The sequence below is a fragment of the Flavobacterium sp. NKUCC04_CG genome, from assembly GCF_019345525.1.
Classification (GTDB): Bacteria; Bacteroidota; Bacteroidia; order Flavobacteriales; family Flavobacteriaceae; genus Flavobacterium.
Map to the genome: position 1 here is coordinate 140,109 of NZ_JAHKRA010000002.1, position 16,342 is coordinate 156,450.

The 16,342-nt window shown below is 35.3% G+C and carries 16 protein-coding genes; 13 read left to right on the plus strand and 3 right to left on the minus strand.

Features of this window, described 5'->3' with window-relative positions; translation table 11 throughout:
* Positions 1-28: 28 nt before the first annotated feature.
* Complete coding sequence (locus tag KO524_RS02220) at positions 29-1,648, minus strand: ABC-F family ATP-binding cassette domain-containing protein (protein ID WP_219289127.1); 1,620 nt, start codon at positions 1,646-1,648, stop codon at positions 29-31.
* A 167-nt stretch (positions 1,649-1,815) separates the two neighbouring features.
* Here KO524_RS02220 and KO524_RS02225 point away from each other — a divergent pair, with 167 nt between their 5' ends.
* The 7 genes from KO524_RS02225 (at position 1,816) to KO524_RS02255 (ending at position 8,758) form a co-directional block, all read left to right on the plus strand.
* Positions 1,816-3,240, plus strand: coding sequence for a hypothetical protein (locus tag KO524_RS02225; RefSeq protein ID WP_219289130.1), 1,425 nt, complete (start codon positions 1,816-1,818; stop codon positions 3,238-3,240).
* Between the two features lie 191 nt (positions 3,241-3,431).
* Positions 3,432-4,181, plus strand: coding sequence for a Rossmann-like and DUF2520 domain-containing protein (locus KO524_RS02230; protein WP_219289133.1), 750 nt, complete (start codon positions 3,432-3,434; stop codon positions 4,179-4,181).
* The gene (locus KO524_RS02235) at positions 4,181-4,708 is read left to right on the plus strand and encodes an HAD family hydrolase (protein ID WP_219289137.1); all 528 of its coding nucleotides are present in this window, start codon (positions 4,181-4,183) and stop codon (positions 4,706-4,708) included. Before KO524_RS02230 ends, KO524_RS02235 begins: the two co-directional genes overlap by 1 nt.
* Before the next feature lie 86 nt (positions 4,709-4,794).
* Positions 4,795-5,703 (plus strand): hypothetical protein, encoded by a 909-nt coding sequence (locus tag KO524_RS02240; protein ID WP_219289139.1) that lies wholly within the window; start codon positions 4,795-4,797, stop codon positions 5,701-5,703.
* On the plus strand, positions 5,690-6,277 hold the full coding sequence (locus tag KO524_RS02245) for a Maf family nucleotide pyrophosphatase (protein WP_219289142.1): 588 nt from the start codon (positions 5,690-5,692) through the stop codon (positions 6,275-6,277). The genes KO524_RS02240 and KO524_RS02245 overlap by 14 nt, the downstream gene beginning before the upstream one ends.
* Positions 6,278-6,280: 3 nt before the next feature.
* Positions 6,281-6,832 carry a mechanosensitive ion channel domain-containing protein gene (locus KO524_RS02250; RefSeq protein WP_219289145.1) on the plus strand — a complete coding sequence of 184 codons (552 nt, stop codon included), beginning with the start codon at positions 6,281-6,283 and terminating at the stop codon, positions 6,830-6,832.
* Positions 6,833-7,060: 228 nt separating this feature from the next.
* A complete protein-coding gene (locus KO524_RS02255; protein ID WP_219289148.1) occupies positions 7,061-8,758 on the plus strand; it encodes a sodium:solute symporter in 1,698 nt (565 codons plus the stop codon).
* On the opposite strand, the gene KO524_RS02260 is transcribed toward KO524_RS02255, so the two are convergent.
* Positions 8,755-9,360 carry a trimeric intracellular cation channel family protein gene (locus KO524_RS02260; RefSeq protein WP_219289164.1) on the minus strand — a complete coding sequence of 202 codons (606 nt, stop codon included), beginning with the start codon at positions 9,358-9,360 and terminating at the stop codon, positions 8,755-8,757. The two genes, KO524_RS02255 and KO524_RS02260, sit on opposite strands and share 4 nt — an antisense overlap.
* 18 nt (positions 9,361-9,378) lie before the next feature.
* A complete protein-coding gene (locus KO524_RS02265; protein ID WP_219289167.1) occupies positions 9,379-10,119 on the minus strand; it encodes an RDD family protein in 741 nt (246 codons plus the stop codon).
* A 21-nt stretch (positions 10,120-10,140) separates the two neighbouring features.
* On the opposite strand from KO524_RS02265, the gene KO524_RS02270 reads away from it, so the two are divergent.
* From KO524_RS02270 to KO524_RS02295, 6 genes are read left to right on the plus strand one after another with little or no spacing between them, the layout of a single operon-like run.
* Complete coding sequence (locus KO524_RS02270; protein WP_219289171.1) at positions 10,141-11,103, plus strand: stage II sporulation protein M; 963 nt, start codon at positions 10,141-10,143, stop codon at positions 11,101-11,103.
* An 11-nt stretch (positions 11,104-11,114) separates the two neighbouring features.
* Positions 11,115-12,053, plus strand: coding sequence for a hypothetical protein (locus KO524_RS02275; protein ID WP_219289172.1), 939 nt, complete (start codon positions 11,115-11,117; stop codon positions 12,051-12,053).
* The gene (locus KO524_RS02280; RefSeq protein ID WP_219289175.1) at positions 12,046-12,804 is read left to right on the plus strand and encodes a DUF4129 domain-containing protein; all 759 of its coding nucleotides are present in this window, start codon (positions 12,046-12,048) and stop codon (positions 12,802-12,804) included. Before KO524_RS02275 ends, KO524_RS02280 begins: the two co-directional genes overlap by 8 nt.
* Positions 12,797-13,993: a DUF4350 domain-containing protein gene (locus KO524_RS02285; RefSeq protein WP_219289178.1), complete on the plus strand. Its 1,197-nt coding sequence runs from the start codon at positions 12,797-12,799 to the stop codon at positions 13,991-13,993. Before KO524_RS02280 ends, KO524_RS02285 begins: the two co-directional genes overlap by 8 nt.
* 18 nt (positions 13,994-14,011) lie before the next feature.
* Positions 14,012-15,001, plus strand: a complete 990-nt coding sequence (locus tag KO524_RS02290; protein ID WP_370629712.1) for an AAA family ATPase — start codon at positions 14,012-14,014, stop codon at positions 14,999-15,001.
* 12 nt (positions 15,002-15,013) lie between these two features.
* Positions 15,014-16,342, plus strand: coding sequence for a DUF58 domain-containing protein (locus KO524_RS02295; protein WP_219289184.1), 1,329 nt, complete (start codon positions 15,014-15,016; stop codon positions 16,340-16,342).

Below are 16,342 nucleotides of genomic sequence, written 5' to 3' on the forward strand. Positions count from 1 at the left end.
TTCTATTAAGAGGCGCTTTTTTTGTTTATTATAAATTGTACATTTTCTTTCTTAATTCCTGTATTTTCGGATCATCTAAATAATCATCAAATGTCATATAACGATCGATAGCTCCGTTGGGCGTTAACTCCAATATTCTAGTACCAACGGTTTGGGAAAATTCATGATCGTGAGTGGTAAACAACACGGTTCCTTTAAAGTTCTTTAAAGAGTTATTAAAGGCTGTAATCGACTCCAAATCCAAGTGATTCGTAGGTTCATCCAACATCAATACATTAGCCCTAAGCATCATCATTCTAGAAATCATACAACGAACCTTTTCTCCTCCAGACAATACTCGTCCGGTTTTTAAAGCTTCTTCTCCAGAGAAAATCATCTTTCCTAAGAACCCGCGCACATAAACTTCATCGCGTTCTTCTTCAGTTTTTGCCCATTGGCGCAACCAATCTACTAAGGTATCATCGTTTTCGAAGTAATCGTGATTATCCAACGGCAAATAAGATTGAATGGTTGTGATTCCCCAATCAAATTTACCGGCATCGGCTTTGCGTTTTTCATTTAAAATTTCGTAGAAAGCGGTACTCGCACGAGAATCCTTTGAAAAGATAATCACCTTATCCCCTTTGGCTACATTAAAATCAACATCTTTGAAAAGTACTTCTCCATCAAGAGATGCTCCTAAACCTTCAATGTTTAATATTTGGTCTCCAGCTTCACGTTCCTGATCAAAAATAATGGCAGGATATCTTCTACTTGAAGGTTTGATATCGTCCAATTTTAATTTATCGATCATTTTTTTACGAGAAGTAGCCTGTTTAGACTTGGCTACGTTCGCACTAAAACGACGAATAAATTCTTCCAACTCCGCCTTTTTCTCTTCCGCTTTTTTGTTTTGCTGTGCACGTTGTCTAGCAGCTAACTGACTGGACTCGTACCAGAAGGTATAGGTTCCTGAATAATGGTTGATTTTACCAAAATCAATATCGGATATATGGGTACAAACCGCATCTAAAAAGTGACGGTCATGCGATACTACTAAAACGGTATTGTCATAATTGGCTAAGAAATTCTCTAACCAAGCAATGGTTTCAAAATCCAAGTCGTTGGTAGGCTCATCCATAATCAATACATCCGGATTTCCAAATAAAGCCTGAGCCAATAAAACCCTTACTTTTAATTTTCCATCCATTTCTCCCATTAAGGAATAATGAAAAGACTCTGATATACCTAAGTTGGATAATAAAGTTGCTGCATTCGATTCGGCATTCCAACCGTTCATCTCTTCAAAACTCACTTGTAATTCTCCTATACGATCAGCATTTTCGTCTGAATAGTCCAAATACAACTCATCCATTTCCTTTTTAACAGCATAAAGGGTTTTATTACCCATCATTACAGTTTCAAGAACAGTGTGTTCATCAAACATATTGTGGTTCTGATTCAGTACCGACATTCTTTTTCCAGGTTCCAGAATCACTCTACCTGAAGTAGGATCAAATTCACCTGCAATAATTTTTAAGAATGTAGACTTACCCGCCCCATTGGCACCAATAATCCCGTAGCAATTGCCTTGGGTAAAGGTTGCATTTACGTCGTCAAATAAAATTCGCTTACCGAATTGTACTGAAAGATTTGAAACTGTTAACATGTCTATTAATTAGATTTTTTTTATTGTTTGCAAATTTACTAAAAATATACTAGATAACAGCATCCTTAAAAACACTACTGTACTTTGACATTTAACTACGCGTTAACACCAGAGCTGAGCTGTAAAGTTTATTTTTGCTTAAAACCAACAGATTAAACAAACCGTTAATGAGTTCTTGTATAAAAAATACATCCTTTATTTTAACATCACTTTCTTTGCTAACTCTATTTTGCTCTTGCAAACAAAGTTTTGATGAAAAAGACTATAGTGCCTATTTTCAAGGAGAAATCATTAGCCCTCAAGAAAACTATGTATTATTTTGCAAAGACAATGTAGTTCTAGACACTTTATATCTAGACAAAAACAACCGTTTTTTTAAAAAATTTGATTCTTTAGCACCGGGAATGTATATCTACAAACACAATCCAGAGTATCAATATGTTTATTTTGACAAAAACGACAGCTTAAACCTGCGTCTCAATACACGCGATTTTGACCATTCCATTATCTATTCTGGTCGTGGGGACCAAAAGAATAATTTCTTGATGGATTTAAATACTAAAAATCTACTCGATAGACAACGTATGTATTCCCAATTCGATGACGATGTCAAAGACTTCGTTCGAAAAAACGATTCAGCACATGCAGCCCGAATAGCCTATTATCTGCGTAAAAAGACAGAAATAGGTTGGGATAAGGATTTTGACTTATATGCCAAAACCATGTTGGACTTACATTACTTTTCCAAGAAAGAGATTTATCCTATGGCACATTTAATTCGCGAAAAGAAAGATGTCAGAAAACAACTTCCTCCAGATTACTACCACTTTAGAAGTAAAGTCGACTTTAACAACGAAAAATTAAGTGATTTCTCTTCTTTTACACGCTACCTTTCCGTTATGCTGAATTCGGTAGTCGATGAAAACGAAATTGAATTTGTTAGAACAAACAGTTTGGATAAAAACTTAGCCAAGCTCAATGTGGTGGACACCTTGATAAAAAATCAAAAAATCAAAAATGCGGTTTTAAACAATATCGCCTTTTTGTATTTACTCGATGACCAAAACATCAATCAGGACGAAAAGTTTTTAGCTCGGTATTTTGAATTATCAACGGACAAAAGCCAACACAACGAAATCATCCAAATACAAACGGCTATCCGCAACCTCAAAAAAGAAAAACGTTTACCGGAAATTGGATTGATTAATACCACGGGAGAATCGGTTTCTATCAACAAAATCATTAAAAAACCAAGTTTAATATTTGTTTGGACAAAAAATTCTTTAGGTCATTTTGAAGCAGCCCATAAAAAAGCAGCGGAACTACTTGCAGCAAACCCTGAAATAGAAATCTTTTCGATTAATCTAGACACCAGTCAAGAAGAATGGCTTCGCATCATGAACCAATACCATTTTCCGCAAATTAAGGAACTTCGAGCCTTAAACTTTCAGGAAATAAAAGACAAATGGATCATCACCAAAGTGCACCGTTGTATCTTATTAAATGCAGATGGCACTATTAATAATGCCTTTGTCAATTTGTTTGACACAACCCTATCAAAAAAAATTAAAACACTTAATCAATCCAAATAATCATTTTTTAGCGCTTGAAAGTGCCTACATCTGATTAAAAACCGATAAACGTCCAAGGGGAGCGTTGTCTATACTATGATTTCCCATTGGTTTTTTTAGAAAAATTTCAATACAAATTTTTTTTTATTTTAAATTTTTATCAGAATATACTTTAGACTTGAATCGCACCAAAAAAGTCTTAAATTAGCAACATGATAACTGTTTCAATTATTGGCTCTGGAAAAGTAGCCCATCATTTAATTTTGCATCTATTAGATCAAGAAGGTGTCTTGTTACAACAAGTTTATGCTCGTAGTACTAAAAATTTACCTGCCTATTTACCCAAGGACAAAATCATTAATGAAATTGACGAATTGGTTGCCGTTGATTTGGTGCTATTAGCCGTTTCAGATGATGCCATAGAAGAGGTTTCAGCAGCGATTAAGCTGCCCAATCAATTGATTGCACACACTTCTGGAGGATCGTCGATCAACGCCATTAAGGGTACCGCTCGTGCAGGAGTATTCTATATGTTACAGACTTTTTCCCTAGAAAAAGCGGTAGATTTTTCCAAGATTCCCTTTTGCCTAGAAGCAAGCAATGACACTGATTTTGCCCTTTTGGAAAAACTTGCTTTAAAATTCTCTGAAAAGGTCTTTAATATCAATTCAGAGCAACGAAAATCCATACATGTAGCTGCGGTATTTGTTTCCAACTTTGTCAATCATATGTATGTTTTAGGTTCCGAAATTTGCAAAGAAAATCAGGTTCCCTTTGATATTTTAAAGCCATTAATTTTAGAAACTGCTGAAAAGATACAAACTTTAAGTCCTCAAAAAGCACAAACAGGTCCAGCGGTTCGCAAGGATAAAAAGACCATCAAAAAACACTTGGATTTTCTTGTAGATTCCAATTTAAAAGAAATATACCAAATGATAACACAATCAATACAATTAAAATAATGTCTAAAAATTACAAAGAAATCATGAACGATATCACCACTTTCATATTTGATATGGATGGGGTATTAACCGACGGAACTATACAAATTGCACCCGATGGTAATTTATTGAGAAGTATGCACATTAGAGATGGTTATGCTATGAAAGCGGCATTGGAAAATGGCTATACAGTTTGCGTAATTTCTGGTGGAAAAAATGAAGGTGCCCGTATTCGATTGAGAAATTTGGGATTAACCGATATTTATCTCGGAGTTCCCAACAAAGTGGAAACCTTTGAAGAATTCACAAGTCTTTACCAGATTAAACCAGAAAATGTATTGTATATGGGTGACGATATTCCCGACTTTCACGTGATGCAATTAGTAGGTTTACCAACAGCACCACAAGATGCGGTTCCTGAAATCAAAAAAATCGCCAAATACATATCGCATATCAATGGGGGAAAAGGCGCTGTAAGAGATGTCATTGAGCAAGTGATGAAAGTTCAAGGAAAATGGATGGAACACTTTAATGCCAAATTAGATTAAACCAGAGCCCTTCGATCAACGAATCCACTTTCGATTGAAAACCATGTACAACCAAACTGCATTAATATAAAAAACAACATTACTATATGAAACTGCTCAGAAAAAAACAGTTACAATCCGTTATTCAAGTCTGTTGTGTCTTGTTGCTTTTTCATTTGGTGTATTTCAAACAACAGGCTGCTATTTTAACTGTTTTAAACACTGGTAATTTTCTGCTGTTTATCGCTTCTTTGATTTTAATTGTTTTGGGAGGATGGGTCTTGTACCTATTGACCGTTCAAGAAGAGAAACCCCATCTGAATGGGTCGTTTAAAAACCTTAATGGTTACTATCTCTATTTTGGTTTAACCGTTATTGGTGTAGCTATCGGTTTTTATCTGTCAAACCACTTTGGTAAACCGTCTTTTTTAGCCTTTTTTATATTACAAGCCGTATTGTTATACAGCTTTATTACGCAATGGCGAAAATCTTTTATTTGGTCTAATATACTTTATGCCTTTTTATTAATTTTTCCCATCTTTGGATTGGCTCTTTTTGACTTAGTACCTCAAATAAACGAATACAACTATGGTTTAGTTCTTTTAAATTTTAATTTTCTAGCCGATTTTTCTATTTTGTTGTTTTTGCTTTTTTTAATTCAGTCCGGCATTCAAGATATCTTATTTAGACCGTCGGATTATATGGGCCAAAAAAGAACTTTAGCTGTAAAATACGGCAGTAAAATTGCTGCAAAATCAACAGCCGTTTTAGCTGCACTCACCGCACTACTGCTGCTTACTTATACCTTGATGTATCTCACGGCACATTCGAGTTTATTTCTATATATTTTATTGTTGATGACGGCACCTTTGTTGTATATCGCATTCGAACTATGGCAAGCCAAAACACGTAGAAACATCACCATCATTCACCTTGTAATCCAAATTGCAATTTGGACCAGTGTTTTTAGTATTGCTTTACTTACCTATAACCTATCGACCTATGTTACTTCCTGAATTACTCGCGTCTAAAAATATCATTCTCGCTTCAAATTCTCCCAGAAGAAAGGAGTACCTTCAACAATTGGGATTGGTGTTTGAAACCAAACCTACGAATGCTGACGAAAGCTATCCCGATGATTTTCTAGCTAGTGAAATTACCGATCACATCGCTTTACAGAAAGCATTAGCGGCAGGAGCTCTAAAAGCAACTGATTTGTTAATAGCCAGTGATACTATCGTATGGCATCAAAACCAAGCCTTGGGAAAACCCAATAACGAAGAAGAAGCCGTTGCAATTTTAAGTAGTTTGTCGGGAAAAACCCATGAAGTTATCAGTTCGGTCTGTTTGAGAACTGCTGAGAAAACAGTCGTTTTCAATGATATAACAGCCGTTAGCTTTAAAGCATTAACGCTGGAAGAAATTCAATTTTATGTTGCAAACTACCAACCTTATGACAAAGCGGGAGCTTACGGTATACAAGAGTGGATTGGACTTATTGGTATAGAGAAAATAGAAGGATCTTATACTAATGTAGTCGGTTTACCCATGGAAAAACTATATCAACAACTCATTTTATTTGTATCTTAAACTATGGCCTTAAAAGAATATTACCCCCAGATTATCAGTACAATTATATTGATCTTATTGTACTTCCTCGCTAAATTCATTACGAAAGTCATCATCAATCGTGTCTCTGAAGTGTCTCAAAATGCACTGAAGAGGAAAAAACTTATCAATCGATATTTTGACACCTTAACTTCGACAATCTGGCTTTTAATTCTATTTGCAATATGGGGAGTAAAACCCGAAAACATATTCGTGGTACTCTCCTCTACCTTTGCCATTATCGGTGTTGCCATGTTTGCACAATGGTCTATTTTAAGCAATATCACCGCCGGCGTTATCTTGTTTTTCTCCTTTCCGTTTAAAATTGGAGATGCGATTCGAATCCAGGATAAAGATTTCCCTGTAGAAGCGGAAATAGAAGACATCAAAACCTTTCATACCCTTCTAATTACTCGTGAAGGTGAACTGATATCTTATCCAAACAATTTATTATTACAAAAGGGTATCGTAATCATCAACAAAAAAGATTACTTAAAAGGTAAAGCAAATGCTCAGACAGATGAAATTACTATTTAACAATTGGCATAAATATTGAGGATAATATAACAATGAATCCATTTCGCTTCTCCTTTAAATCCATATTTAGCGTGTAGTATTAAAACTATAGAAATGAAAAACATTTACCATACATTATTTACTAAAAAAAACGGTATGCTTTGGAAAAAAAAGTACACCATAGTATTGGTTATGAACTTTTTCTATATTTTATTTTTTTATTTTTTAATGCAATTGTACTCCTAGATTATGCAAACAATTGATTGGATAGTCTTAAGTTTTACCCTGCTTTTTATAGTCTTATACGGCACCATTAAAACCAAAAGCAGTAAAAATGTCAACGAATATATTTTAGCCAATAAGGAAACACCGGGTTGGGCTGTGGCTTTATCCGTTATGGCTACTCAAGCTAGTGCCATTACTTTTTTATCGATTCCCGGACAAGCCTATCACGACGGAATGAGTTTTATTCAGTTTTACTTTGGTTTGCCCTTGGCCATGATTGTCATTTGCATCTTTTTTATACCGCTATATTACAAATACAATGTATTTACGGCTTATGAGTTTTTAGAACGCCGCTTCGATGTTCGCATTCGCTCCTTGGCTGCCGTATTGTTTTTAATTCAAAGGGGTATCGTTATCGGTCTTACGATTTATGCCCCCGCAATTATATTATCGTCCATTTTGGGTTGGGATTTAAAAGCGCTAATCGTTATCATTGGCGGTTTGGTACTTATATATACCGTAACTGGTGGTTCAAAAGCAATCATATTAACCCAAAAACAACAAGTGTTTGTAATTCTTACTGGATTAATAATCACCTTCTTTATCATCATAAATAGCTTTCCTGACGACTTAAGTTTGGTAGATGCCTTGGGTATTGCTGCAGCCAATGACAAGATGAAAATTGTCGATTTCTCGCTCGACCCAAGTGTTCGTTACACTTTTTGGAATGGTATAACGGGTGGTTTTTTCTTGATGTTGGCCTATTTCGGTACCGATCAAACTCAAGTGGGCCGTTATATCACTGCCAAATCTGTAAGTGAAAGTCAAAAGGGATTATTGATTAATGGATTACTAAAGGTGCCCATGCAGTTTTTTATACTGTTAACCGGCGTTCTGGTTTTTGTTTTTTTTCAATTTCACAATGCGCCCTTACATTTTAACCCAACTAATACCAAAGCCGTTAATGCTTCTATTTATCAAAAAGAATACCACGTCATTGAAAAAGAATTACACGAGGTTTTAGAAGATAAAAAAGAGGTCAGCATCTTATATACGGGGCAACTCTATCAAGATTACAACAATCCCATTTTACAAGAGAAAATGGTATCGCTATCCGGTAAAGAAAAAGAACTTCGCGAGCAAGCTAAAGCCGTAATTCTCAAAGCAAACCCCAAAGCAGAAATCAACGACAAAGACTACGTTTTTATTTATTTCATCATCAATTACCTTCCCAAAGGATTGATTGGATTACTGTTAGCAGTAATACTCTGTGCAGCTATGGCTGCATCTGCTTCAGAATTAAACGCTCTTGCAGCAACCACAGCTATCGATCTATACAAGCGAAACATTAAGGTCAAAAAAACAGAAAAACACTATTTAAAGGTTACTAGAATTTTTACGGTATTATGGGGAATAGTAGCCATACTAACGGCCTGTATAGTCAATCTGTTTGAAAACCTAATACAGCTCGTTAATATAGTTGGTTCGGTTTTTTACGGTACCGTATTGGGAATCTTTTTAGTCGCTATATTTGTAAAATCAGTAAAAGCTAATGCGGTATTTTGGGGAGCAATTTTGACACAACTACTCATTTTTTACTTGTACTATCTAGATGTTGTTAGTTTTTTATGGCTCAATTTTATAGGAGCAAGCACCGTAGTGCTATTATCTCTTATCGTTCAATTGATTTTTCCCAAACGCAAAAAACAACTGCTCACTTAAGCAGGCATTTTTACTTGTGGTAAGGACCACTTTTTGACTACTGCCAAAATCCTAATTGCTACTATGGCTCCCGAGGTCACTAAGTAATTGACGTCTTTTGCTACATGTAAATAAAACAAGGCATAATACACCAATCCACCAACGATACATACTGTAGCATAGATTTCCTTTCTAAAAATAACGGGAATATCGTTACCCAATATATCTCTAATTACACCACCAAAACAAGCTGTAATGGTTCCTAAAGTAATACATATAATAGGATGTAATCCCACTCCCATACCTTTTTCTATACCGATTAAGGTAAAAATAGCTAATCCAATCGTATCAAAAAGCAAGAGCGACATCCGTAAAAAAGCAAACTTTTTTCGAAAGATAATGGCCAAGATAGTACCGGCGATAATGGTGAAAAAATAGTTTAAATCGGTTAACCAACTCACCGGACTAATACCGATAACCACATCTCTCAAAGTACCACCTCCTATAGCTGTTACAAACGACAAAGACAATATACCAAATAAATCCAAACGCTTTTCCATCGCCACAAGAGCGCCTGACACCGCGAAAGCCATGGTACCTAACAAATCTAAAAATTCAAACATGAAAAAGAAATAATTGTGTTACATCATACTCGTAAAATGGTTATAATCTGCCAATACGGTATCGATAAATTTAAGTTGTGTTTCGGATTTATTCGCTACCCCTATCACCCTTTCAACCTTTTGAGTTAATTGTTCCAGCAATATTTTATCGTTGTTTAATCGGACGTTTCTTAGCGCTTCTTTAATGATGCGAATATCTTCATCGGAAAGGGCAATCACTTGCGGATAGGTTGGAATATATTCCACAGGAAGCTCCTGAAAAATAGTTTGAGAAAAAGTAATCTTTTGTTTGGTTGAAATAACGGCAGTACCCGCAACCATATCTCCCAATCGTTGGTTTTTATCAGTTAGTATAATCGCCAATATACCAATTACCCCTGAACTAAGTAGTAAATCAATCAATCGAAAAACCCAGCGAATGAGGTAGTCACCGACTTGAGCTTGATAACCATCTATTTTAATTACTTTAATCTTTGTTACCAACTTACCAGGGGTTCGTCCTTGCATAAATATCTCAAAAAACAAGGTATAGAAAACTACAGGTGAGAAAATTAAAAGATACATAGCTACTTGACTCCAATTGTCCATACCGCGTAACAACCGATCTCCGCGAAAGAGCTCTAACAAAAAAACGATTGCAATTACATATAAAATTTTAATTACCATATCGATAACAAAGGCCAATATGCGATCACCTATAGAGGCATTATCGAAACTAATAGCAACATTTTGCGTGGTGGTAATGGTTAATTGATTCATATTTCTTACTTTAGCTCTCCCATGAGAGAGGTAATATTTATTAAACAGAATAAGGAAAAATGGTTTGAATACGAGCAAGCTATTTTTGGTAAAATCAAAAAAGGTCCGGACTATTTGGCAAATATGTACATCCAACTGATGAACGATTTGTCGTATTCTCAAACTTACTATCCAAAAAGCAAAACTACGGCTTATTTAAATTATTTGGCAGTACAAACATATCAAAATATTTATAAAACAAAACGAGTAGAGAGCAATCAACTCGTTCATTTTTATAAATTTGAAGTTCCTTTGATTGTATATCAATACAAAAATTACCTAATATTTAGTGCACTTTTATTTTTTGTACTGGTGGGTATAGGTGCCATTTCTTCCCATTACGATGAATCTTTTGTACGCTTAATTCTCGGAGATTCTTATGTGAATACAACCTTAAATAACATTAAAGATGGCGACGCCATGGCCATATATCAATCGGGCAGTAATTGGGGTAGCTTTATAGGAATTACATTTAATAATTTATCGGTGGGACTCCGGTTGTTTGTATATGGTATTTTCGGAGGCTTAGGCACCTTGGTTTATCTATTTCACAATGCCATAATGTTGGGGTCATTCCAATATTTCTTCGTTCAACAAGGTGAGTTTACTGAGAGTTTTAAAGGGATATGGCTGCACGGAGCCATGGAGATTTTCTCTATGGTTATCGAAGCATTTGCCGGTTTTATATTGGGTGCCAGTATCTTATTTCCCAAAACATTTTCGCGCATCGATTCCTTTAAAAACGGTTTTAAAAACGGTTTTAAAATTTATATAGCTACAGTTCCCTTTACCATATTAGCGGGTTTTATTGAAGGTTTCGTAACGCGTTATGCACAGCAAATGCCAGATATATTGAATTATTTCATAATATTCGGCACTTTTATTCTAATTTTTTATTACTTTGTGATTTATCCCAAAAAAGTATATAGGAAAATCCATAATTAAATTCGACTACCATGTTTCAATTATTTAAAAAAAGAACTTTTAGCAGTTATATCAACGATACTTTTGATTTTTTTAAAGTTGAAGGTAAAAATTATATTAAAAACTACTTTTTAATCAATGGTGGTTTCTTGGTCTTAATGATGATTTGCTTTTATTTTGTATTTCAATTTTATTTTGACATCATCAAACAGCAAGCTTACGGTTTTGATTCGGACTATTTTATCAATTATATGGGGGAAAATCCCTTTTTGATTTTCTTTTTTGCTTTATTATTGTTTTTATTATCTATGGTTTTTTCAGCCATTTCTTACTCTTATCCTACCTTATACTTGAAGAATATGGAGAAACACCCTGGTAAAACAATAACTACGGAAATGATAATAGCCGACCTAAAGCAAAATTTTGGACGAATTTTACTTTATTTACTCGGTTTGTTTTTTATTATATTCCCTCTGAGTATGTTTGCTTTTGGGTTTAGTATTTTATTGGTATTCATCATCATCGGTATTCCGATATTGTTTTTATTGTTTCCATCTATTCTCAGTGTAATCATGCTTTCATATAACGACTATTTAATCAAGGAAACCTCTTTTTTTAAATCTTATGGCATGGCAATAAAAATGTTGAAGAAAAACTTTTGGCCCATAATAGGAAGTACGTTTATCATGTATTTGGTACTCCAAATTATAACTACAGTATTTACAGCAATACCGCAAATGATGATGGTGTTTCAACTTTTCACCTCTTTGGAAACTAAAGTCGACTATACGCAGAGTGCCGAATATTCTATACTCTATATGATTACCATCATTATCAGTATGATTGTGGGTTTTGTATTAAACAATCTTATACTGATTAATCAAGGACTTATCTACTATAGCGAGCGCGAAGTTATGGAAAACAATCAATCTCGATTTGACATTGAACAACTTGGTCAAAATAATGAATAAAACCCTAATTGGCCTATTTTTATTTTTCGGCTCGCATCTATTACATGCGGACAGCCTTGTTGTAAGCGCTAAAAAGACGATTATAGTCGAAAAAATGGTCGATCAAAATCAAGCGATAGAAAACCTAAAGTTTCGACCTCAATTTAAGGATAGCTACACTAATTTATCCGAATTTAATTATTCGTCAGCTACGGAAAAAAATAGTTTTTGGTCGCGCTTAAAAAACCGCTTCCTCAATTGGTTATCCGAATTTTTAAACGTACAAATAGATGAAAAACCGAGACAAATTTGGAATAAGTCGCTGAATTATATCTCAGTTGTACTGTTGTTGATATTGACCTTTTATATCATCCGTGCCTTTGTCAAAAAAGATGCTCTTTGGTTTTTTAAAAAGTCCAAAAAAACCTTTAAAATAGACCATTTTAACGTTGAAAAAAACTTAGAACATACCGACTTTAAAGCGCTAATTGCATCGGCTATCGCCAATAACAATCCCCGATTAGCCATTCGATATTACTATTTAGCACTGTTGCAGCTGCTGTCTAAAAAAGAAATTATTCAATGGGACTTGGAAAAAACCAATTCCGACTATTTGGCGGAAATTAAAAACGAACAAACCCGAGAATCCTTCCGATACTTATCCTACCTCTATAACAATATTTGGTATGGAGAGTTTGAAGTAGATCCGGCTGCTTTTCAAAAAGCACAACAGGCATTTACCGATTTTTTAAAACCGTGGGAAAATGAATAGAACTTTTAAAAAATACCTGTTGTTTTTTATATTGGCTATAGCTTTGATCCTATTTGTCGACTATAACAAACCCAAACCGATAAACTGGGCACCTACCTTTCTAATCGAAGATAAAATCCCCTTTGGTTTATTTATCTTAAATCACGAGATGGACTCCTTGCTTAAGGACCGCCAACTACAGCGCTTTAGCCAAGGGGTTTACGAATTTATAACCGATTCACTTTCTAAGGATACTACGGCTTTAAAAACCGTTTTATTGATCGATAATTATTCGAGTATTCACTATCCAGATACGCCAGTAGTTTTGGATTTTGTAGCTCAAGGAAACACTGTTTTTGCAATAGGCCCAAACCTTCCACAAAGCTTAACCGATACCTTAAACTTAATGGAATACACCTATGAGCAATCAGACAAAACGGTTGTATGGACCACTAACCAAAACCTATCGCGTCAGAAGTTCAATTTAGACAAGGCCTACTCTCAAAGCTACTTTTCCAGTATAGATACCGTAAACACAAGTATTTTGGGCTATCAACATTCCACCCAATTTCCTGATGCCGCCAATTTTATCAAAGTTCCCTTTGGTAAAGGTTTTTTCTATTTTAACACACAATCCAAGGCTTTTACCAATTACTCCTTATTGGAAAGTAATAACCATTTGTATGTTGAAAACATACTGTCTTATTTGCCTAAACAAACCACCTATTGGAAGGTCAATAAAAAAACCAATCAAGAAGATGAATTGATATCTTCCTCTCCTTTACGGTTTATATTGTCTAATCCAGCTTTAAAATGGGCTTGGTATTTTATTTTGTTGGGATTGCTAACTTTTGCCTTGTTTACCGCAAAACGAAAACAGCGCCAAATACCGATTATCAGACCACTAACCAACACCACGGTAGAATTCACTAAGAGTATAGCGAGCTTGTACCTAATGGCTGAAGATTATAGTGACTTGGCAGATAAAATTATTTTATACGCACTGACAAAAATTCGGCAAACATATTTATTGGATACGCACAACTTAAACGAGACTTTTATAGCGGGTTTGCAAAAGATGACTTCCAAAGACCCCGATGCAATCAGGACTTGGGTTGCTTCGATTAAAAGCCACCAAGCCAATCCCGGAGCTACAACACAACAAAGCGCAATTGATTTACATCGCTTAACTGAAGAAATATTGAATTAAAACCACTTTCAAATGGATATAGAAAACACTTCCGAAAACATACATTTTGAATCGAGATTAGATCTCTCCGAATTGCATCAAAGAGTCGATGCTGTTCGACAAGAAATCAAAAAAGTCATCGTTGGTCAAGATAAGATGATCGATAAATTACTTGTTGCCATCTTGGCTAACGGACATATATTACTCGAAGGAGTTCCGGGAGTAGCCAAGACGTTAACGGCAAAATTATTGGCTAAAACCATAGATATGGATTTTAGTAGAATACAGTTTACTCCAGATTTAATGCCGTCGGACATATTGGGCACCTCAGTTTTTGATGTAAAAAGCTCGGAATTCGAATTTAAAAAAGGGCCAATTTTCGCCAATCTTATCTTAATTGATGAGATCAATAGGGCACCAGCAAAAACGCAAGCCGCCTTATTTGAAGTGATGGAAGAACGTCAAATAACTATTGATGGAAAAACCTATGTGATGGAAAAACCATTCTTGGTTATTGCTACCCAAAACCCTATTGAGCAAGAGGGTACCTACCGATTACCCGAAGCGCAATTGGACCGTTTTTTATTTAAAATCAACATTGAATATCCCAACTTAGACGAAGAGATTCTCATTCTAAAACGCGAACACCAAATCGAAAATCAGCGTAAGGAGGATCAAATATCGAAAATACTACAACCCGAGGAAATCATCCGTTTTCAGCAATTGGTTAAACAAATTATCGTTGAAGAAGATCTGTTACATTATATTGCAAAAATAGTTGGAAACACTCGGGAAAACCCGTTGTTATACCTCGGAGCCTCTCCTAGAGCTTCCTTGGCTATTTTAAATGCAGCTAAGGGCTTTGCAGCCATTGCCGGTCGCGACTTTGTAACTCCAGAAGATATCAAAGAGGCCGCAATACCCGTTATTCAACACCGTGTCATCGTTTCTCCGGAACGAGAAATGGAAGGATTAACCCCACAAGACATTGTCAAACAAATATTAGAAACCATCGATATTCCTCGATAAATCGGTAGCACCATGCTTTTTAAGTCATTATATATACAGCTGCGCTTTTATAAATTTCTGATATCCTTTGTCGGTTTGTTTATATTGGCATTTATATTTCCGGTATTGTACTTTTGGATTTGGGGAGCATTTGGCCTTTTTGCAAGCTTTGTATTAGTCGATTACAGTTTGCTTTTCTTTAAAAAGAACGGAATCACTGCCCAACGGAAAAATCCTGAAAAACTTTCCAATGGCGATAGCAATACCATCCATATCACGCTAAAAAACCATTATAGTTGGATAGCAAACGTTCAGCTGATCGATGAGATTCCGTTTCAATTTCAACTTAGGGATTTTGAAATAAACCGTATAGTGGCACCCTTAGAAGAGGCTGCGATTGCTTATCAATTACGACCGACCGAACGCGGTGAATATACCTTTGGCAATTTAAACATCTATGTGAGTACGCGTTTGGGGCTACTTTCAAAGAGATACCGATTTGACGGCAATCAAACCCTACCGGCCTACCCGTCTTTTATACATATGAAAAAGTACGATATGTTAGCTTTTTCTAAATATAAATTGCCTTATGGTTCAAAAAAAACCAGGAAAATTGGAAATACTACAGAATTTGAGCAAATCAAAGAATATGTTAGTGGCGACGACATAAGAACAATCAATTGGAAAGCTACAGCAAAAAAAAGCCAATTGATGGTCAATCAATATCAAGACGAAATTGCCCAAAACATCTACCTGATTATCGATAAAGGTCGGGTCATGAAAATGCCATTTGATGGATTGAGCTTATTAGACTATGCGATCAATGCCTCTTTAGCCCTATCTCATATTATACTTAAAAAGAAAGATAAAGTTGGACTGCTAACCTTTTCTAAAAAAATTGAAAACCGAATTGTTGCCGAATCCAAAAGCATCCAAATGCAGTTGGTTATGGAGCAACTCTATCGCATAGATACCGATTATCACGAAAGCGACTACAGTAAACTCTATGCCGATGTAAAAAGAAACATAAGTCGTAGAAGTCTTTTAATCCTTTTTACTAATTTTGAAACCTTAGACGGATTACATCGACAATTGCCCTATTTAAGAGGTTTGGCAAAAAACCATTTGGTCTTGGTCGTCTTTTTCGAAAACACCGAATTAACAACACTAATTCAACAAAAAGCCCATAATATACAGGATATATATGACCAAGTTATTGCAGAAAAATTCCATTATGAAAAGCGTTTGATTGTAAACGAATTAAGAAAATACGGCATTTACAGTGTATTAACACCGCCAGAACAATTATCTATGGATACCATTAATGCCTATCTAGACATCAAGGCAAGAGGAATTATATAA